Here is a 19,225-nt window from a genome sequence, read left to right as displayed (position 1 = left end):
TTTTGGGTATCAATGATTCAACGTCTATTACCTGGATTATGATGTCTATCCGGATGACAGCTCCTATTCTCTTTGCTGCACTGGGGGGCTTATTGACCAGCAGAGTTGGAATATTCAATCTTGCTCTCGAGGGCATGATGCTGTCCGGCGCCTTTTTCGGATATTACGCCTCACTGATGAGCGGGAGTCCCTTGTTCGGCGTCTTGATTGCTTTACTCGTAGGGATTTTGCTGGGTTTGTTGTTTGCCTTTTTTACAGTCACGCTCAATGTGAACCAGGTATTGACGTCGATTGGAATCAATACCATGGCCTTGGGGTTGACAAGTTATCTATCACGCATCCTGCTCGTTGATGCCAAGGTTATCATCGCTCCAACGTTTAAAAGTATCAATATCCCGGTACTAAGTGACCTGCCCGTCGTTGGGCCGATTCTTTTCAAACACAGTGTACTGATCTATTTTGCCCTCATTCTGGTAATATTCATGCACTGGTTTTTGTTCAAGACAACAACGGGACTTAACTTGCGGGCGATTGGCGAGGACGCGACCGTTTGCAAAACGGTGGGAATCAACGTGGCCCGTTATCGCTATTTGGCAACCATTTGTTCCGGCGCTCTCGCGGCCGTAGGGGGAGCCTACATTACTACAGTTGCGGTCAACCGGTTTTTGGAAAATATCGTTGAAGGCAGAGGATGGATTGCTTTTGCTGCAGTCATATTCGGAAGCAATATGCCGTGGGGGATATTCGGAGCCTGTCTCTTGTTCGGCTCGGCAACCGCCTTGCAGATGCTCCTGCAGGTACAGGGCATACAGCTCCCATACAGGTTTACACTGATGCTTCCCTACGTAGTCACCATGGTAGCCTTGGCTGCGATATCCAAGAAGAACAGAAAGGAAAGATTAGCTTCATGACGACACGAAAAAGAATGGCCATAACCTTTGACGGGGCCCCTAACCCGCCGGGTACACTCAATGTCTTGGCTGCACTTGCCAAACATGGGATCAAGGGCACTTTCTTTATGGAAGGCCACCGTCTGGAAAAGGAAGCGGCTACAGCCGTTAAGGTCAAAGAGGAGGGACACGAAATTGGGAATCACAGTTATTCCCATCCCATGTTCGATGAGATCGACTTGGAGACGGCCAGACAGGAAATCCAAAAGACAGACCATCTTCTTAAAGAAAAGGTCGGGGTTGAGACAAAACTGTTCAGACCTCCGGCAGGCCAGTTGAACTACGAGGTAGTTTCCCAAATTCTTCAGATGGGCTACGAAGTCGTCGTGTGGAGTAACAATATTCCTGTCTATGACTGGGCAGGCCCGACAGCTGAAAAAGTGGCTGAAAGGATTATCTCGAACGCCAGAGATGATGAATCGATCATTGTTTTTCATGACAGGATTGAGATCGTGCCTGAAGTTCTGGACCTAATCATTCCCGCTCTTCGAGGTAAAAGATTCGAATTTGTGACGATTTCACAGTTGGATAAGAAAGGCGTGATCCGATAGACAGCCGGACGGCCATATAACGTGCATGGTGCCGGCAGATAAGAGAAGTTCGCGCAGCGCTTTTTCAACCCGAAAAATCGGGAGTACAGTCCTTGGTCAACCACCTCCGGACAACTCTTGTGAAAGAGAAGTGCACCTCCGAAAATGAGATAGCTTCCCATTTCGCAGGTGCACTCGTTTCCGGCTAAAAGAACCGATATGCTGAAAAGAGCTAGTAATTTATTGCATGAATTTCAAAGTAAGCTTGCGGATGATCACATGTCGGGCAGAGCTTCGGAGCTTTCTTCCCGACGTGGAGATGGCCGCAGTTACGGCAAATCCAGACGGTTTCACCGTCTTCCCTCACGAACACAATATCTTCCTCAATATTGGCCAAAAGGCGGCGGTAACGGATCTCGTGGTTTTTTTCCACCTCGCCCACAAGGCGGAATTTCTTGGCGATATCTTTGAAGCCCTCTTCTTCAGCGTCATCGGCGAACCGGGCGTACATGTCGGTCCACTCGTAATTCTCACCGTCCGCGGCATCTTCCAGATTCACTGTTGACGCCGGAACATCGCCTCCGTGCAGATACTTGAACCAGAGCTTGGCATGTTCCTTCTCATTTCTTGATGTCTCGTCGAAGAAGGCAGCAATTTGCTCATAACCTTCTTTCTTTGCCTTGGACGCATAATACTGATACTTGGTGTGCGCCATGGATTCACCCGCAAAAGCTTCCTGCAGGTTCTTTTCAGTTTTCGTGCCTTTTAGATCCTTCATAATTTCTGTCTTTCCTTTCTCTGACATTTTTGGAAAATCCTATTTTTGTCATAAAGCTAGCAGCCACTATCCAATCTACCAGACTTTTGCTGATGACGAAATGGAGGCCAGGCAAACAGGCTGAAAACGGCCCCTTGCCTACTATTTGATCCCCAGAACTCCAGCCATGGCTTCAACCAAAAGAGGATCAACCGGCTTCATGGCATCACCGTGCCGGAGCGCTGTTCCAACATGAATATCCGCATCGAATTGTCTTGCCGCCTGACAAATGCGCGAGGCGTTCTTGTGTGTAATCCCACTTGCCAGAATCAATCTGGGTCTCGCGCGCCTGGCGTACCATTCGAGCCGGTCAAGGTTGTCAATGACAGCACCCCACCCCAAAGATGTCAGGATATGGGTGATCCGATTGCAATTGTTGATGCGCTGGAGAGATAATTCGCTGTTCGAGGTCAGGTCGATGGCGCGATGGAAGGTGACAGTCAGGCAGGTATCCTGTAGAAGCTGTTCAAGTAATTTGGTATCCGCGATACCGCCCCCATCCAGTATCCCTGTCACCACATGCTTGACGCCAAGCTGCTCAAATCGCTGAATATCAAGTCTCATTTCCAGCAAGTCATTGGGGGAATAGTGAAAAGGAGCTTTGTTGGGCCGCAGCATAACGGCGACAGGAATTCTGACCTGGTCAAGGACTGCTTTGATCAGGCCTTCATTCGGTGTGAAGCCCCCTTGGCTCAAAGAAGAGACCAGTTCAATACGCTGTCCGCCGAATCGCTCAATTGCGAGCGCGTCATCCAGGCTGGTCGCGATGCATTCAAAGACCGGAGACCCGTCTTTTCTATCCGCCATAAAATGCTCCGGTGCAGTCATGCCATCATCATAGCACCGGAAACAGAGAACCGGCCGGAAAAATCCAGCCGGTCAACCTGGAAAAGGCGATGTTCAAGAATAATTTTTGCCGAACAGGCCCGTAATCGCACCCAGAGCTTCCCCTGCCTTGTCCGCAGAGAGTTTGGCTTTTACGCCGTCTGCAATGGCTTTCATCTGATCATCGGGGAGTTTGATCCCCAGGGTTTTTTCAATGGCCTTGACAGGATCTTTCGAAAAGAGATCCGCCAAAACTTTGTCAAGCTTCAGCTTTTTTACCATATCTTCGACTGTTTTCGCGACATCCATACAATTCTCCCTTTTGGTTCAAGGTCCTGGCAAATATTTCGGAGGAAGCCATTGCGAATGCCCTTGCCCACTGACTGCCGCAACAGTATCCCCAAAGATCAAAGTCAATCTAACATGTGTAAGGAGATGGTTGCGTATCACATGTTCTGATCGTGTTAATATGAACCAATGAACCATAAGAATAAGCAGGAAGAAATAAAAGAAGCCATCCTCAGCCATTACGAACAGCTGTCGGCCGAAGAGATCAGACCTCAGGAGGACGCCCGGACGATCACGGAATCGCTGGGCTACAGACCGGAGGATCTGGATTCGCTTCCGGCGGAAGCTGATCTTGGGCTGGGCTGCGGCAATCCGCACGAAAGAGCCAAGCCGCAGGAGGGCGAGTGTGTGCTTGACCTTGGTTCCGGTCGCGGACTTGACTGTTTCCTCGCGGCCAAAGCGGTTGGCGGGGCAGGTTGTGTCGTTGGTGTCGACGCCCTGCCCAGCATGGTCGAAAAAGCAGCATCAATCGCCAGGAAACAGGGCTTCGACAACTGTCACTTCCTGCAGGGAGAAATCGAAGCCATCCCGAGTGAATCGGATCGCTTCGATTTGGTTATCAGCAACTGTGTCATCAACTTGTCACACCGGAAACAAACCGTTTACAGGGAAATCTTCCGGGTGCTGAAGCCGGGGGGACGGGTCGCCATTTCCGATATCACAACGAAAAAAGCCCTGCCCGCCGAATGGATCGCCGACCCCCATATGGCTAAGACCTGAGTGGGAGGCGCCTGGTCTGTGGAACAGATCACCGAAGCTTTCCAAACCATTGGCTTTGCCCGGGTCACTGTGGTCAGTGAAGAGGTGACTGAGGCTTATGCCCGAAAGTGGGGGCATGGCCTGGCCATCCGGGAGTTCATCCAAAGCAGCCTGATCTACGCAGAAAAGCCTTGGGACAGCGCCAGAGCGCCGTTTCAAAACCGAGACGCAGAGTGATGAAAAAAAGTGCCGTCAGGCACTTGCCTGCTTTCTTTTCCGGCGATTCCTGCCTCCGAAGCAAATCAGAAGACCCGCCAGAAAACCCGCGATATGAGCCCACCAGGCAATCCCCGCCGCGCCGCCGATCAGGAAGCCCGAAAAAAGCTGAAGGATGATCCACAGAATCAGATAAACGAAGGCGGGGATATTGATGAAGTAAGGCATGACAGGGATCAGGGTCAGGATGCGGGCATGGGGGTAAAGAACCAGGTAGGCGCCCATAACACCTGAAATCGCGCCTGAGGCCCCGAGGGTAAAGACATCCGAGTGAAGATCGGACAGAGCATGGGCGAAAGTTGCGATCAGTCCCGTTCCCATGTAGAAGAGGATGTAACGGAAGGGGTTCAGGTAATCTTCAACATTGTCTCCGAAGAGCCAAAGAATCCACATATTGCCGATCAGGTGGCTGAGGCCGCCGTGCAGAAACATGCTGGTGATGAGGGGCCAGTAAAATTGCCTGGCGGAGATGGCGTCAAGAAAGCCCTGGGACGTGAAGGCATAACGGTCAAAGAAGTGGTAAAGACCCATGTCGCTCAAGCTTGACTGATAGATGAAGACCGCCACATTGATGGCGATTAAAATGATGGTGACCAGCGGGAAACGTTTGCTTGGCTGACTGTCTCTCAGAGGAAGCAACTGTCCGCTCCTTTAACCCTGCTGCAGTTCCCGGCTCAGCATGGAGAAGGGCGTGGTATCACCCAAAAGAACGTAGCCGACCAGCTTATCACCAAGAAAATTCCGGCGGTCGTAGGTGAGCTGAGTTTCATCAAAATGGATCTGTGAGGAAACCTCGGGATTTGTCGGCGCGATGTCGCCTGCAGATGCGATGCGCGTTTCCATGGTATTGACCAGGTAGGGGGGCGTCGGAATCACGCAGGTCTCATCCCCGCCTGCGGCGTTGGCACCGGCAACTTTGCCCTCCCGCATGGAGACAGGCCACAGGCCATACCATTGCCCCTCCATCAGCGCATTATCTCCCGCCGCGTAAACATTGGGAATACTGGTTTCCATTTTACTGTTGACAACAAAACATCGGTCAACGGCAATACCCGTCCCCTCCATCACTTCAAGCCGCGCACGGACCCCGGTCGAGACAATGACGAGATCAGCGGGGATTTCCGAGCCATCCTCCAAGAGGACTGACGCAAGCCTACCTGTCGCCGGGTCAGGGATCATCTCACGGGTCACGGATTTTTTCAGCACCTTGACACCGACCCGTTCGACCTGTTCCTGGAACATGGCGCTGGCACGTTCGTCCAGCTGTCTGGCAAGGAGGGCCTGCCCCCGCTCAAGAATGGTGGTCTCGAGTCCGCGCTGCTTCAAAGCGTAGGCGGCTTCAAGGCCCAGAAGGCCTCCGCCGATGACAACCCCCTGTTTGGCGGTCTTGATGTAATCAGAGATGGCGAGTGCGTTGTCGAGGGTCCAGAGTGTAAAAACGCCCTCGAGATCATTGCCCTTCATGGGAGGCATGAAACTGCGGCTGCCCGTGGCCAGAATCAGCTTGCCGTAATGAACCGCAGAGCCATCCCCAAGTTCAACCAGCTTTTCGTCCGGATCGACTCTTTTCGCGATGGCCCCGCGCCTGAGATCCAGTTTCCGCTCTTTGTACCATTCCTCCTTATGGAGGACAATCTTATCCTTGCTCGAGGGATCTATAATGACCCCGGGAAGCCTCGGACGCTGGTATGGGAGATGCGGGTTTTCCGAAATAATTACGATCTCAATATCGGGATTGGTCTTTCTGGCTGCTTCGGCAGCTGAAAGCCCCGCAATGCCGCTGCCAATAATCACGATCCTTTGATCCGACATGCTGAACCTCCTGTGAGGGGGGAAATCTTGGATGAGCGGTCGCGCAAACGGCCACGCACACCTAACATGATAAGTACTGGCGGGCGTACGTGTCAAATAGAAAGCGATTGTTACAGCAGCAGCAAGACAACCGTCACAGACCGGGCTTTTATTCATGTAAAATGAAAAAAACTGCAGGGAGGTGGTTTTCGTGAGTGATCCGACAAAAAAGCGTAAATACATACCCGACATCACGACGGCGCTTCGCGCGGATGTCATCCACATGCCCGGGGTCATCTCCGAGTGCTCAGGCATCCGTTTCCACGGAAGGCGCATCAAATCAGTGATCTTCACAACCGACGCAGCCCAGCTCATCAATCACAATGCAGACGCTGTCATGGCTGTCTATCCCTTTACTCCGCACCCGGCCATATCGAACGCTCTGATCAGCATCTCGCCCGTTCCCGTCTTTGCCGGAGTTGGCGGCGGCACCACAGGCGGGGCACGATGTGCCCAGATCGCCATTTTTTCTGAAGCACAGGGAGCCGTCGGCCTGGTAGTCAATTCGCCGACAACACTGGAAACCATCCGGGCCATTTTCGAGGTGGTTGATACACCTATCATCTGTACGGTCATCTCGGAGTACATGGACATCGGGGCCCGGCTGGAGGCAGGCGTTTCCATCCTGAATGTAAGCGGGGCATCACGGACGGTCGGGATTGTGCGGAAAATCCGGCAGCAATACCCGGACGTGCCCATTATCGCAACGGGCGGGCCGTCGGATGAGACTATCCTGGAAACCATCTGGGCAGGTGCCAACGCCATTACCGTGACGCCGCCGACCAGCGCCGAGCTCTTCAAGATCAAGATGGACCAGTATCGGCTGACAGCGGAGGAAAGCTGCAGGGGCGGGACGAGATTGATCTAGCGTGTCCCGCGGATTTCTTTCGATGCCCGTTCATGTACACTATGGTCAGCCCAAGGGTCAGTCCGGCAGAACACATTGATCTTGTCATGAACAGGAAAGGATACCCATGTTGCAGGAAATCATCTTCAAGAGCGAAAAGTATCTAACTGACGGAACCGAAACAGAATTGCGCGCCCAGTCCAACGAGACGAAGCGGGCCACTTTTTTGTGCGGCCAGTTGGTTGGAAACAGCAGCAGCGAGGCATTGGGGGTCAGCGCCCGTGTCCGCCGGGGGGGAATCTACGGTTTTTCTTCGACCGGCGAATACAGCGAAGAATCGGTCAGGCGTGTTTTGGATACGGCCAGGGCCAATGCCGGCATCCTCAGCCACTATGCCCGTTCAAGCAAAGGGCCGCTCCCCCCGCTCGAAAAAGGCACCCGCGGCTTGAAAGAATCACCTGTTTCAGTTCCCCAGCGTGCCTACCTGGACGCCTGCCGGGAACTTGACGCCTACGTGGTCGGCAACTGCCCCGGCATCACCAGCCGCACCATTGTTGCGACCAGCGACACGGTCGAAAAGGTGATCGCCACTTCAGACGGTTATCATGCCCATGTCATAATCCCGAGAAGTTACCTTTACATCTTCATGTCAGCAGAAACAGCTGAAGGCATCCCGGTCGAAGTCTTCAAGGCCCTCGGCGGCCATGGAACGTTCGACCTCAATTTCCCGGACTTGGAAGAAGCCAAATCGGTTGCAGATCAAGTTTACGTGGAGACCATGAAAAAGAAAGAGGCCGTCTACACGGAGGCGGGTGTCAAAACAGTCATTCTGTCAGGCACTCTGGCCGGTATGCTGGCCCATGAAGCAGTCGGTCATACAGTCGAGGCTGACTTGGTTCTGGGCGGATCAGTGGCAGCACACTTTCTGGATCAGCCCGTCGCGTCTGAAATGGTATCTCTGGTCGATTACGCCCACACGGCTTTTGGTGAACCCGCCCCCCTTCCCGTTTATGTCGACGACGAAGGCGTGGCGGCCAAAGATGCCGTCCTGATTGAAAACGGCATCTTAAAGGGCTACATGCATAACAGGGAGTCGGCCAGACATTTCGGTGTGGAACCGACCGGCAACGCCCGGAGCTGGTTGTATTCCGATGAACCCCTGATCCGGATGCGAAACACAGCCATTTTGCCCGGTAATGACACGCTCGACGACATGATCGCCTCCATCGACGATGGCTATTATTTCATGGAGACCAATAACGGCCAGGCGGATATGACAGGCGAATTCATGTTTGGTATAACGGTCGGCTATGAGATTAAGAGGGGGAAACTTGCCAGGCCTCTCCATGACACGACCATTTCCGGCGTAGCCTTCGAGATGCTGAAGAGTGTCGACATGCTCTCCGATCAGGTCAGCTGGTCCAGTTCCGGTTTTTGCGGCAAGAAACAACGCATGCCGGTCAGTGCGGGGGGGCCGCATGTCAAGTGCCGCCTGACGGTTGGCGGACGTTGAGGGGGAGAAAATGAAGAAGTTGATGGAAAAAGCCAGCTTGGGATTGAATGCGCTGTGTGAGGGCGGGGCAGAACAGGCGATTTGTGCCGTGTCCCGTGGGGAAGTTCGCGAGATCAACGCGGCATGGGGAGAGTTCAGTCTCTACCGCACCCTCTTCAATGATTCAGTCAGCTTCATGGCCATCCATGAACAAAGGCGGGGTGTGCTGACCCAAAACAAGGTAGAAGACCAGGACATCCTGCAAGGAGCCAAGCGATGCCTGGAGGCTGCCCAAGCTGCCGATCCCGATGATGCCTGGCAGCTTGCCCCGGCGCTTCCTGAACAATCCTTCGAGGAAGGACCGCTGGTTTGCGACGAGGAAACCCTGCTCAAGCGAAGCCGCGAGCTCCTGGACCACATCAAGGAACGCTACCCCGCCATTTGTGTTGAAGAGATGTACGTTGGGCACAGCCTGAGTGAAAGCTGCGCGATCTACTCGACGGGCAGCCGCTTTCTGTCACGCCGGGCTGACTATTCGGTCAGTCTGATGTTTAACGCCCAGGAAGGGGACAAGACTTCATCTTTTTATGGGTCGGAAGTCACTTTTGACTCACTGGACCGGCCTCTCATCGAGCTCGGTTCCCTGGAGGAAGACCTTGCTTTGGTTTCGGGACAAATTTACACGACCGCTCCCCAGGGCAATTTCGAGGGGGTCGTGGTGTTGACACCGGCATGCTTGGGCAGCCTCCTTTACAGCTGCATCAGCAACTTTGTCTCCGATGCGGTCATCCTGGACGGCACCAGTATCTGGCGGGAAAAATTGCATAAAGAAGTGGCAGATCCCCGTTTTTCCCTCTACCTGGCCCCGCACCACCCCGCCATCATCGGAGGAGAGCGCTACACGCCTGAAGGTTACCTGTCAGAAGATTACGCGGTTATCGAGCAAGGGGTTTTAAAAAGTTTCTGTCTTTCCGATTACACGGCCAGAAAGACGGGGCTTGAGCGGTCCAAAAACGGGTCCTTGGGCAATTTCGTGGTCAATCCGGGCCTGGAATCAATCGATGCCATCATCAAGGGGGTCGACAGGGGCATCCTGGTGGGGCGTTTCTCGGGGGGCAATCCGGGGACTAGCGGCGATTTCTCGGGTGTTGCCAAAAATGCCTTCCTGATCGAAAAGGGCAAGATCGGACCGGCTCTCAGTGAGACCATGGTCAGCGGCAACTTGGCTGATCTTCTCTTGAATATTCGGGGGATCTCCTCTGAAGTGGTCAAAGATGGGAGTTCAGTCCTTCCTTGGATTGCCTTTGACGGGGTGATAATCTCGGGGAAATAGAAGGATTCACGATGAAAGACAGCCAGGGCAAACGCCAAAAGAGTCAGTTTTGGGAATGGGTCATCATCGGACTGATTTTGATTGCTGCCGGTCTCTTCTCCCTGCTCGATCTTAAGCTGGTTTCCAGCTTGCTGCCGACTGTTCTTGGCCTTGCGGCCATTCTTGCCGGGAGCATCTACGCAGTTGTATACATCGGGGATTCGATCAGGGGCGGCAAAGGCAGGTCAACGCTGACCAAGGCCGTAGTCCCTGTGGTGGTTGGCTTACTCCTGCTGATCAAACCGGCAGAGACAATCAAGTACCTGGTCGTCGCAACGGGCCTCTTTTTCGTTGTTAACGCGCTTTTTACAACCATCGCGGCTCTGGTCATGCGGGCCTACAGGAAAGGCCTCTTCTGGTTCTTGTTTGTGATTGCCCTCCTCTTGCTTTTGACCGGGTTGCTGATAATTTTTGCTCCGACCGCTTTGGGAATCCCGGTCGGGGCGGTCATCGGCGCCGGGCTGATCTTGAACGGCCTGCTTTTTCTGTTGAAAGCAGCTGCCGACATAATTGGGAAGGGGAAACGCGAGAAGGAACTCCCGCCGCAGACGGCATCGGACGAGAACCCGCAATGAAAAAGATTCTCCTGATTCCCGATTCTTTCAAGGGGACCATGACGGCCCTGACGGTATGCGGGATTATGGAAGAGGTCATTTCGCGTCATTATCCGGACGCCCAGGTGGTCAGTTTGCCCATTGCCGACGGCGGAGAAGGGAGCGTTGACAGCTTTCTTTACGCCTTGGGCGGCCAAAAAATCCCTTTGCGGGTCAAAGGTCCTGATTTTGATGAACTGGACGCTTTCTACGGCCTGATTGATCAGGGCAGGACAGCCGTTATTGAGATGGCAGCCTGCGCCGGCCTGCCGCTTGCGGGAGATGAAAATAACCCGCTCTTTAGCACCACATACGGGGTCGGGCAGCTGATGCTGGACGCGGCCCGGCGGGGTGCCGGACGGATCATTCTGGGCCTTGGCGGGAGCGCCACCAATGACGGGGGCTGTGGCGCGGCCGCAGCGGCAGGCATCCGCTTCCTCAAAAAATCAGGGGAGGCCTTTATCCCGGTAGGGGATACCCTCTATCTAATCGACCGGATCGATTCAAGCGGCAAAAATGAAAAACTGGACGGCCTGCCCATAACTGCCATGTGCGATGTGGAAAATCCGCTGTATGGCCCACAAGGGGCGGCTGTTGTCTTTGCTCCTCAAAAAGGCGCCGATGAGAACGCTGTAAAAAAACTGGATGCCGGTCTTCAACATTTGGCCAGACTTATCTTGAGGGATCTCGGCCTCGATGTGGCGAAGCTTCCCGGAGCGGGTGCCGCTGGTGGCATGGGTGCCGGCGCTCGCGCTTTTTTCTCGGCTTCCTTGATGCCGGGTATTGAAGTGGTGCTGGATGCCGTTGGTTTTGAAAAGCTTGCCGCGGATGCCGATCTGATTCTGACAGGCGAGGGCAGGATTGATCGGCAGAGCCTTGACGGCAAAGCGGTTGTTGGTGTCGCGCGCCGGGCAAAAGAGCTGGGCGTGCCGGTCGTGGCTGTGGCGGGTGATATCGGGGATGGTATCGAAGCCATCTATGACGAGGGGGTGAGTGGCATTTTCACCACCAACCGCCTGGCTCTTGATTTTAAGCTGGCCAGGGAACGCAGCGAGCGTGACCTGGCCCTGACCCTTGATAACCTGATGCGTTTTCTCAAGCGGTTGGGTTTTTGAACAGATGGCAGGGCTCTGCCCGCCGCGGAAGGTTCAGGTGGAAAGGGAGCACGCTGAAAAAAGGGCGTCTCTCGCGATGGCGCCCTCTTTAAAAGTCATTTCAAGCGACCTAATTGTTATATCTAGGCACCACGGTGGTCCATCCATGTGTGTCAGGCCTGCGCTGCCGCTGGATTCCCACCAGTTCTTCATAGAACATCAGCGAAACGGGCCCGATGACGAAATTGTTGAGGATCATGGTCCGCTCATTCCAGGCCAGTTTGCCGACCGGGGAGATTACTGCGGCCGTGCCTGTTCCGAACGCTTCCGTCAGAAGGCCTTTCTCGTAGGCATCAAAAAGGTAATCGACAGCGATCCGGCCTTCAATGACCTCCATGCCCTTTTCTTTAGCCAGGGTGATGACGGAGTCCCGCGTGATGCCGGGCAGGATGGTATCTCCTAATTCCGAGGTAACGATTTTGCCATCGATGACAAACATCATATTCATGGCGCCCACTTCCTGCACGTATTTCTGCTCGCGCCCGTCCAGCCAGAGGACTTCGTTGAAGCCATCCTCTTTGGCCCGGAAAGATGCCTTGAAGCTTGCCGCGTAGTTACCGCCTGTTTTAGCGCGGCCGACACCCCCCTTGACCGCGCGGACATGACGGGTCTCGATTCGGATCCGGATGGGTTTCATCCCCTGCTGGTAATAGGTTCCGGTAGGAGAGCAGATAATGAAGTAGATGAAGCGCGTCGCTGTGTGGGCGCCCAGGCTGGATCCGTCGGCGATCATGGCCGGCCGCAGGTAGAGGGAAGTGCCCTCACTTTTCGGAACCCAGTCACGGTCCAGATCTACCAGCCGGTTGATGGCCTCCACTTGCAAATCGGTATCGAGGGGGGGCATGCACATACGGTCTGCGCTTCTGTTCATCCGCTCGGCATTGTCCCTGATCCGGAAAAGCCCGACTTCTCCGTTGTCAAGGGCATAAGCTTTGGCGCCCTCAAAGATTTCCTGCGCGTAGTGAAAAACCGGTGAGGCCGGATCGAGTGCAATTTTTTGGTAGGGGACAATCCTCGGATCATACCAGCCCCGGCCCGCGTCATGCTCGATGACGAACATGTGGTCGCTGAAAGTGCGGGCAAAGCCCAGCTTGCTCTCATCTTCCGGTTTCGGTTTCGGACATTGCGTTTTAGTGACGGTGATCTCCATAGTCAATCCTCTCTCTCGCACCCGGTTCAGGGTCTCGTCAAGCCTTATGTTTCTAATCCACGCATGCAGCACCGCGTTCGAGCGCTTGCTCGTTCAGCGCGACCAGGTGAGCTTTCGAACCGGTGAAAAGTCTTTTCAGCATGGTGACGATGGTGTCGTATTGCAAAAGTTTCGTTGCTTCAATAAAAGCGCCCAGCATCACCATGTTGGCCACACGCATGTTGCCGATCTCAGAAGCTATTTCCATGGAGGGCACATAGATTGCCCGGACGTCCCCGCGTTCGACCTCCCTTTTAACGATTGACGCATTGACAAAGATGGTTCCATTTTCCCTGACATTGGGCTCGAATTTGTCCAGCGACGGCAGGTTCATGGCGATCAACTCGCTGGGTTCCAGAACAATGGGTGAAATAATCTCGCCGTCCGCGATGACGACGCCGCAGTTCGCCGTCCCGCCCCGCATCTCCGGTCCATAAGAGGGAAGCCAGCTGACATTCATACCTTCGGACATGCCGGCCTCGGCCAGGGTCAGGCCGATGGCCATGACGCCCTGGCCGCCGAAACCGGAAATGAGGATTTCGTTATAGACCATCTCATGCCTCCTTTTTGGTGACATCACGGAAGACACCGAGCGGGAAAACGGGAACCATGGTTTCGTTCAGCCAGTCCAAGGCCTCAACCGGCGTCATTCCCCAGTTGGTGGGGCAAGTGGACAAGACTTCAATCATGGTGAAGCCCAACCCTTCTTCCTGGATTTGGAAGGCTTTCTTGATGGCCCGCTTGGCCCGGGCGACATGGGCCGGTGTCGTAACGGTGACGCGTTGGATGTAGGCTGCCCCATCAATGGTTGCCAGGAGCTCTGACATGCGAATGGGCGCGCCGTAGTGCTCAAAAGAGCGTCCGAAAGGGGCTGTTGTCGCTTTCTGACCGACCAGGGTCGTAGGCGCCATCTGGCCGCCCGTCATCCCGTAGACGGCGTTGTTGACAAAAATGGTTGTGATTTTTTCACCGCGCATGGCGGCGTGAATGATTTCAGCGGTGCCGATGGCAGCAAGATCGCCATCTCCCTGGTAAGTGAAGACTGTATGGTCAGGCAGGACTCGCTTGATGCCGGTCGCGACAGCGGGGGCCCGGCCGTGCGCGGCCTCATGCATGTCGCAATTGAAATAATCATAGGCAAAGACAGCGCAGCCAACCGGAGCAACGCCGATGGTTTTGCCGAGCACGCCAAGCTCGACCAGGGTCTCGGCAACAAGTTTATGGATGATGCCGTGTGTACAGCCGGGGCAGTAATGCATCTCGGCATCAGTCAATCCTTTGGATTTCTCGTAGACAATTGCCATGGTTCTACCTCCCCACTGCCTTCCTGGCGGCTTCGGCCACCTCGCGGGGCGAGGGGATGACGCCGCCGGCCTGCCCAATAAAAGAAACAGGCTTCACACCGTTGACGCCGATTCTGACGTCATCAACCATCTGTCCCATGCTCATCTCCACGGTGACCACTGCCTTGACGCTGTCCTGCGACGCGGCGTCGTGAAGCGCCTGATAGGGATAGGGCCAGACCGAGATGGGGCGGAAAACGCCTGCTTTGATCCCTTCTTCACCCAGGAGTCTGGCGGCCGCGCGGGCCAATCTTGAAGGGGTTCCGTAGGCGACGAAGAGAATCTCGGCATCCTCCAGCCCAGTGATACTGTATTTGATTTCGTTTTCAATGATCTTTTTGTATTTTGCTTCCAGACGCTGATTGTGACGGTTGCATTCTTCGGGATCTATGAAAAGGGAGTTGATGATGTTGGGCGGCCGCTTGCCCTCTGTTCCTGTTGTCGCCCAGGTCTTTTCGGGTAGATCAGAAGCCGGGGTGCGGGTCCACTCGACAGGCTCCATCATCTGGCCGATCATGCCGTCAAGGAGCATCATGACGGGAATCCGATATTTGTCCGCCAGATCAAAGGCTTCTTGCATGAGATCAACCACCTCCTGGATGGTGGCCGGTGCCAGAACGATCAGCCGGTAATCACCATTGCCGCCTCCGCGCGTCGCCTGAAAATAATCGCCCTGGGCGGGCTGAATAGTGCCAAGTCCGGGCCCTCCGCGCATGACATTGACGATCACGGCGGGCAGCTCCGCTCCACACATATAGGAGATCCCCTCCTGCTTCAAACTGATACCGGGTGATGAAGACGAGGTCATGACCCGGGCGCCGGCGCCCGACGCGCCATAGACCATATTGATGGCGGCAATTTCAGACTCAGACTGGAGGAAGACGCCGCCCGCCTCGGCCATGTGAAGCGCCATGTATTCGGGTATTTCGCTTTGCGGCGTAATGGGGTAGCCAAAATAGCAGCGGCAGCCCGCCCGGATTGCTGCTTCCGCGATCGCCTCATTGCCTTTCCATAATTCTTTTGCCATCCGGATACCTCCTATAAGCGCTCGACCGTGATGATGGAGTCGGGGCACATCCTGGCGCAGTTGGCACAGGCGATGCATTGATCCATATCAACGATGGCAGCCGGGTGATAACCTTTTCGGTTTGTTACCTCTTCGTCCAGAACAATAATTTTGACGGGACAGACGTGAACGCAAAGACCGCAGCCTTTGCATCTGTCCTGCCGGAAAGTTACTCTTCCAGCCATGCAAAATGCCCTCCCTTGTTGTTACTCAGTTCCCAAGGTTTGATCATGTAAAGATCGATCGGGAAAAAAGAGCCTTTCAGCCGGCTCTTCAGTTGGTTTTCGAATTTTCTTTTGGCAAGGGTGTAAATCAGGGGCAGGCCCGAAATGTCTGCAATTTCAGCCGCGAACGCGTCTCCTTCCAGGATGTCTTCTGCCGTGGTTTCACGCCCCAGATGGGTGCTGTTGACAATGCCGGTCACTTTTTGCCTGCTGGCTGTTTCTGTTTGCCGCAGGCAGGCAATGGCCTTTTCGGCCGTCGCGTTCTCGGGCCGGTTGCGGTTGATCAGGAACCAGAAATCGTGCGGCGTTTGATCGATCTGCGGTTTGTAATAGCCAAGAACACGCGCCCCGATGGGATCGCCTCCAAGATCAATCACGGTCTGCAAATCAGCGTCGATGAAAATCGACATGATTTCCGCTGGCAAAGAGGGAAGGTCGGACTTGCCGCCGTGCGAGGTTGCCAGAACGGTAACCCCCTCGCGTTCAAGCTCAGCCTTGCGTTCGGCGGAACGAAAATAGGGGTTGACAATATCAAGATCAACCAGGGAAACTTTACGGCCGTCCCTGGCCATGGCGATGGCCAGATTGACCGCAAACTCCGTTTTGCCGGTACCAAAATGACCCGAAAGAATGGTGATTTTACGGTCAGGGAGTTTCATGGCCAATCCTGTGCTTTCTCATAGGTGTGGATGGGCGCAAGGCCTGCCAGGGCGTTTCCCACTGTTTCAGCGAGAGCCGTCAGTTCATCCTCGCCGGGGTAGACGATGACAGGGCCGATAAATTGAACCCGCTGGCTCACCCATTCCGTTACCCGTTTGTCGTAAGCCAGCCCGCCTGTCAGAATAATGGCATCAAGGTCACCCCCAAGGACCGTTGCCGCTGAACCGATTTCCTTGGCGATCTGGTAAGCCATGCCCTCAAGAATATGCCGGGCATACGCGTCCCCCGCTTCGATTTCTCGGCCAATGGCAACCGCATCACTGGTCCCCAGGTAAGCGACCAGACCTCCCCCGCCCACGAAGGACTTCTTAAGTTCCGTCAGGGAGTGCCTGCCCGAGAAGCAAAGCTCCATGACAGGGAAAAGAGGCAGGCCGCCCGAACGTTCAGCCGAATAAGGTCCCTCTCCGCCGAGCGCATTGTTGACGTCGATGACCCGGCCATATCGATGGGCTCCTACAGAGATTCCGCCTCCCAGGTGTGCGACCACCAGCTTGAGCTGTTCGTAGGTTGTTCCCGTCTCTTTCGCATAACGCCGGGCTACCGCCTTCTGGTTCAAGGCATGGAAGATGGATTTCCTCTCCAGGCCAGGCCAGCCCGAGAGGCGGGCCAGCGGTTCCATCTCGTCCACGATGACCGGATCGGCAATGTAGGCCTTGAGGCCATAAAGAGCAGCGATGGAAGCGGCCATGATGCCGCCCAGATTGCTGGCGTGTGTCCCGTACCGGCAGCTGGCAAGGTCATCGATCATATCATCATTGACTTCATAGACACCGCCGGCAAGGGGATGAAGGAGGCCTCCACGGCCGACAACCGCATCCAGGGAGGCTGGATCAAGTCCATGTTTTTCCAGGCCCCGGCAGACCAGGGCCTCCCGTACCGTTCTTTGACTTGTCAGATCGGGGAGGCCGTCAAATTCAGGGCCATGCCGGACAGTTTCGACAAAAACAGGCTGGGAATCTTGAAATAAGCCAAATTTGGTCGAGGTCGATCCGGGATTGATGACCAGCAAATTCAGCATGAAACACCCTTTTTCAAGGCGGCCAGGTAAAGCGCCAGGATGATGGAATTCAGTTTTGTCCCATGGTCATCACTCCTGGAGGTAAGAATAACGGGTGCCCTGGCCCCGACAACAAGACCCGCTCCCGGGGAGTCGCAGAGGAAGGAAAGCGCCTTGTAAAGAACATTTCCGGACTCGATATTGGGCATGAGCAGAATATGGGGATCGCCGGCAACCGGATCGGAGATTCCCTTACGGCGGGCGGCCTCCACGAACAGCGCATTATCAAGGGCAAAAGGGCCGCCGACCAGGCAGCCGGCGATTTCGCCCTGGCGGTTCATCCGGACCAGTTCAGCCGCGTCAACCGTCGCCGGCATGGCCTCATTGATCTGCTCAAGCGCGCATACGCAGGCAACATAGGGCCGGTCAACACCCAACAGCTGCATCACTTCGACCGCATTTTCGATCTGCTGTTTTTTTGTTGCAAGGTCCGGGGCGATACTCATGGCTGCGTCAGTCACGATCACGAAACGCTGAATTTTCCTGACGAAAAAAAGACCGATGTGCGAAAGAAGCGCCCGGTCCCTGATCCCCGTTTCTTTATTGAGTATGGCCTTGAGCAGCAAGGCGGTGCTGACAAGGCCCTTCATAATCGCCTCGGCTTCACCCTGGCGTATTATTCGAACGGCCTGACGGCAGGCCTCGGCATCGTCCGGTTCATCAATAAATTGCCAGGTTCCGGTTTCGATCTTGTTTTGTCTGGCAATTTGGAGAATTCGATCCTGGCGTCCGATTAAAACAGGCTGAGCGATCCCCCTGCAGGCTGCCTCATCGATTGCGCGTAGGACCTCTTCATCATGTGCTGCAGCAACGACAATGCGCTGGCGGCCCATCTCCCGTACAACTTCATTCATCGCTGTGAATGACTGAATCACCGGTTATCCCCTCTTGCTTTGCCCGCCCTTTTGACGACTCTGTACACAATGACGAGAAGAGCGGCGCTCTTCCAAGTCAGTTTACTCTACTTGGCTAAAAGAGGTCAAATTGAGACAGACCCAAAACAAGAAAAATTTGAATCAGATTTTTCTCCGAAGAACTTTGTGCTCCATGATGCCGTCCCGATAGTATTCCTTGCAGTACATGACAACTTCGTTTTCAATGTTGTAGGCCTTTTCATCGAGGTAGAGAAGCGGACTGCCGATCTCGATCTTGAGCTGTTTGCTTACAAATTCGTCGGCCAGGATCGGCTTGACTTCCGTCAGGTCCATGACGACTTCGGTGTGACAGAATTTCTCCAGAAAATGAAAAATGGGCAGGGATAAATCTTCACGGGTGTAAGCAAAATTCTTGATAATTGAAAACGAAATGTAGTCAATGCAAAAGATGGCCGGTTCTCCATCCGCCGTGACAATCCTAGAAGTGGTCAGTATCGGAGTGCTGGGTGCGACTCCGAGTATGCCTGCGATATCCGGGATGTCTGTCTTGACTTCGATGGCGGTTAAAAGCATTTCTGACGCGTCATAACCTGCCAGCCGGATCATGCTGGTGAACTCTACTTCCAGATCCAGGCGCGTTTTTACCTCGACAACATGCTGGTTGATCACGGTGCCGATGCCGCGGCGCCGCGTGATAAACCCGTCCTGTTCCAGAACCGACAGTCCGTCACGTAATTGCGTCCGGCTTATCCCGAGTTCTGCAGCAAGTTCTGTTTCGGGTGGGAGCTTCTCTTTGTACCGACCCTTGCGTATGTCCTCAAGCAGCACATTCCAGATGCTCTGGTCGCTGTAAAAAAAATGATTCAATTGATTGCCCCTCTTCCTCCTGAAATCCCTTCTTAAGTCGTCTTATATTTACCTCAACACTCGGAACAAGACGGACTAAATCAAAGGAGGAGCCTAATTGTAGACGAAACAGACAAAATTGTCAACAAGT

The 19,225-nt window shown here is 54.4% G+C and carries 23 protein-coding genes; 9 read left to right on the top strand and 14 right to left on the bottom strand.

Going from position 1 to position 19,225, the window contains the following annotated elements; translation table 11 throughout:
• Nucleotides 1–2 precede the first annotated feature (2 nt).
• On the top strand, nt 3–911 hold the full coding sequence (locus GX839_06955) for an ABC transporter permease (GenBank protein NLB05196.1): 909 nt from the start codon (nt 3–5) through the stop codon (nt 909–911).
• Complete coding sequence (locus tag GX839_06950; GenBank protein ID NLB05195.1) at nt 908–1,501, top strand: polysaccharide deacetylase family protein; 594 nt, start codon at nt 908–910, stop codon at nt 1,499–1,501. The genes GX839_06955 and GX839_06950 overlap by 4 nt, the downstream gene beginning before the upstream one ends.
• Before the next feature lie 211 nt (nt 1,502–1,712).
• On the opposite strand, the gene GX839_06945 is transcribed toward GX839_06950, so the two are convergent.
• From GX839_06945 to GX839_06935, 3 genes are all read right to left on the bottom strand, one after another.
• A complete protein-coding gene (locus GX839_06945; protein NLB05194.1) occupies nt 1,713–2,258 on the bottom strand; it encodes a rubrerythrin family protein in 546 nt (181 codons plus the stop codon).
• Between the two features lie 141 nt (nt 2,259–2,399).
• Nucleotides 2,400–3,104 (bottom strand): copper homeostasis protein CutC, encoded by a 705-nt coding sequence (locus tag GX839_06940; protein NLB05193.1) that lies wholly within the window; start codon nt 3,102–3,104, stop codon nt 2,400–2,402.
• A 93-nt stretch (nt 3,105–3,197) separates the two neighbouring features.
• The gene (locus tag GX839_06935) at nt 3,198–3,431 is read right to left on the bottom strand and encodes an SMI1/KNR4 family protein (protein ID NLB05192.1); all 234 of its coding nucleotides are present in this window, start codon (nt 3,429–3,431) and stop codon (nt 3,198–3,200) included.
• Nucleotides 3,432–3,599: 168 nt separating this feature from the next.
• Between GX839_06935 and GX839_06930 the strand changes: the two genes are divergently transcribed.
• A complete protein-coding gene (locus tag GX839_06930) occupies nt 3,600–4,190 on the top strand; it encodes a methyltransferase domain-containing protein (protein NLB05191.1) in 591 nt (196 codons plus the stop codon).
• Nucleotides 4,191–4,406, top strand: a complete 216-nt coding sequence (locus GX839_06925) for a methyltransferase (GenBank protein NLB05190.1) — start codon at nt 4,191–4,193, stop codon at nt 4,404–4,406.
• A 15-nt stretch (nt 4,407–4,421) separates the two neighbouring features.
• Here GX839_06925 and GX839_06920 read toward each other — a convergent pair whose 3' ends face one another.
• Together GX839_06920 and GX839_06915 are read right to left on the bottom strand one after the other, a co-directional pair.
• Nucleotides 4,422–5,084 (bottom strand): rhomboid family intramembrane serine protease, encoded by a 663-nt coding sequence (locus tag GX839_06920; GenBank protein ID NLB05189.1) that lies wholly within the window; start codon nt 5,082–5,084, stop codon nt 4,422–4,424.
• A gap of 12 nt (nt 5,085–5,096) precedes the next feature.
• Nucleotides 5,097–6,257 (bottom strand): NAD(P)/FAD-dependent oxidoreductase, encoded by a 1,161-nt coding sequence (locus GX839_06915; protein NLB05188.1) that lies wholly within the window; start codon nt 6,255–6,257, stop codon nt 5,097–5,099.
• A 190-nt stretch (nt 6,258–6,447) separates the two neighbouring features.
• Between GX839_06915 and GX839_06910 the strand changes: the two genes are divergently transcribed.
• The 5 genes from GX839_06910 to GX839_06890 all read left to right on the top strand — a co-directional run bounded on the left by GX839_06910 (nt 6,448) and on the right by GX839_06890 (nt 11,715).
• On the top strand, nt 6,448–7,164 hold the full coding sequence (locus tag GX839_06910; protein ID NLB05187.1) for a hydrolase: 717 nt from the start codon (nt 6,448–6,450) through the stop codon (nt 7,162–7,164).
• Between the two features lie 106 nt (nt 7,165–7,270).
• The gene (locus GX839_06905; GenBank protein NLB05186.1) at nt 7,271–8,656 is read left to right on the top strand and encodes a TldD/PmbA family protein; all 1,386 of its coding nucleotides are present in this window, start codon (nt 7,271–7,273) and stop codon (nt 8,654–8,656) included.
• A gap of 10 nt (nt 8,657–8,666) precedes the next feature.
• Nucleotides 8,667–9,968, top strand: coding sequence for a TldD/PmbA family protein (locus tag GX839_06900; GenBank protein NLB05185.1), 1,302 nt, complete (start codon nt 8,667–8,669; stop codon nt 9,966–9,968).
• 11 nt (nt 9,969–9,979) lie between these two features.
• Entirely contained in the window at nt 9,980–10,582 is a 603-nt protein-coding gene (locus tag GX839_06895) for a hypothetical protein (protein NLB05184.1), read from the top strand.
• Entirely contained in the window at nt 10,579–11,715 is a 1,137-nt protein-coding gene (locus GX839_06890; protein ID NLB05183.1) for a glycerate kinase, read from the top strand. The genes GX839_06895 and GX839_06890 overlap by 4 nt, the downstream gene beginning before the upstream one ends.
• 109 nt (nt 11,716–11,824) lie before the next feature.
• Here GX839_06890 and GX839_06885 read toward each other — a convergent pair whose 3' ends face one another.
• The 9 genes from GX839_06885 to GX839_06845 all read right to left on the bottom strand — a co-directional run bounded on the left by GX839_06885 (nt 11,825) and on the right by GX839_06845 (nt 19,095).
• Nucleotides 11,825–12,904: a branched-chain amino acid aminotransferase gene (locus GX839_06885; protein NLB05182.1), complete on the bottom strand. Its 1,080-nt coding sequence runs from the start codon at nt 12,902–12,904 to the stop codon at nt 11,825–11,827.
• Nucleotides 12,905–12,956: 52 nt separating this feature from the next.
• A complete protein-coding gene (locus tag GX839_06880) occupies nt 12,957–13,496 on the bottom strand; it encodes a 2-oxoacid:ferredoxin oxidoreductase subunit gamma (GenBank protein NLB05181.1) in 540 nt (179 codons plus the stop codon).
• Nucleotide 13,497: 1 nt separating this feature from the next.
• Nucleotides 13,498–14,247, bottom strand: a complete 750-nt coding sequence (locus GX839_06875; protein ID NLB05180.1) for a 2-oxoglutarate oxidoreductase — start codon at nt 14,245–14,247, stop codon at nt 13,498–13,500.
• Nucleotides 14,248–14,251: 4 nt separating this feature from the next.
• Nucleotides 14,252–15,313, bottom strand: coding sequence for a 3-methyl-2-oxobutanoate dehydrogenase subunit VorB (gene vorB / locus GX839_06870; GenBank protein NLB05179.1), 1,062 nt, complete (start codon nt 15,311–15,313; stop codon nt 14,252–14,254).
• Nucleotides 15,314–15,324: 11 nt separating this feature from the next.
• A complete protein-coding gene (locus GX839_06865; GenBank protein NLB05178.1) occupies nt 15,325–15,537 on the bottom strand; it encodes a 4Fe-4S binding protein in 213 nt (70 codons plus the stop codon).
• A complete protein-coding gene (locus tag GX839_06860) occupies nt 15,522–16,235 on the bottom strand; it encodes a P-loop NTPase (protein NLB05177.1) in 714 nt (237 codons plus the stop codon). Before GX839_06860 ends, GX839_06865 begins: the two co-directional genes overlap by 16 nt.
• Entirely contained in the window at nt 16,232–17,314 is a 1,083-nt protein-coding gene (buk, locus tag GX839_06855; protein NLB05176.1) for a butyrate kinase, read from the bottom strand. Before buk ends, GX839_06860 begins: the two co-directional genes overlap by 4 nt.
• Entirely contained in the window at nt 17,308–18,207 is a 900-nt protein-coding gene (locus tag GX839_06850; protein NLB05175.1) for a bifunctional enoyl-CoA hydratase/phosphate acetyltransferase, read from the bottom strand. The genes buk and GX839_06850 overlap by 7 nt, the downstream gene beginning before the upstream one ends.
• Nucleotides 18,208–18,369: 162 nt before the next feature.
• Nucleotides 18,370–19,095, bottom strand: coding sequence for a GntR family transcriptional regulator (locus tag GX839_06845; protein NLB05174.1), 726 nt, complete (start codon nt 19,093–19,095; stop codon nt 18,370–18,372).
• Nucleotides 19,096–19,225: the final 130 nt, after the last annotated feature.

It is taken from the genome of Fastidiosipila sp. (assembly GCA_012511175.1).
Lineage (GTDB): Bacteria > Bacillota > Clostridia > Saccharofermentanales > DTU023 > UBA4923.
This window is presented reverse-complemented; position numbering and strand designations above follow the sequence as displayed.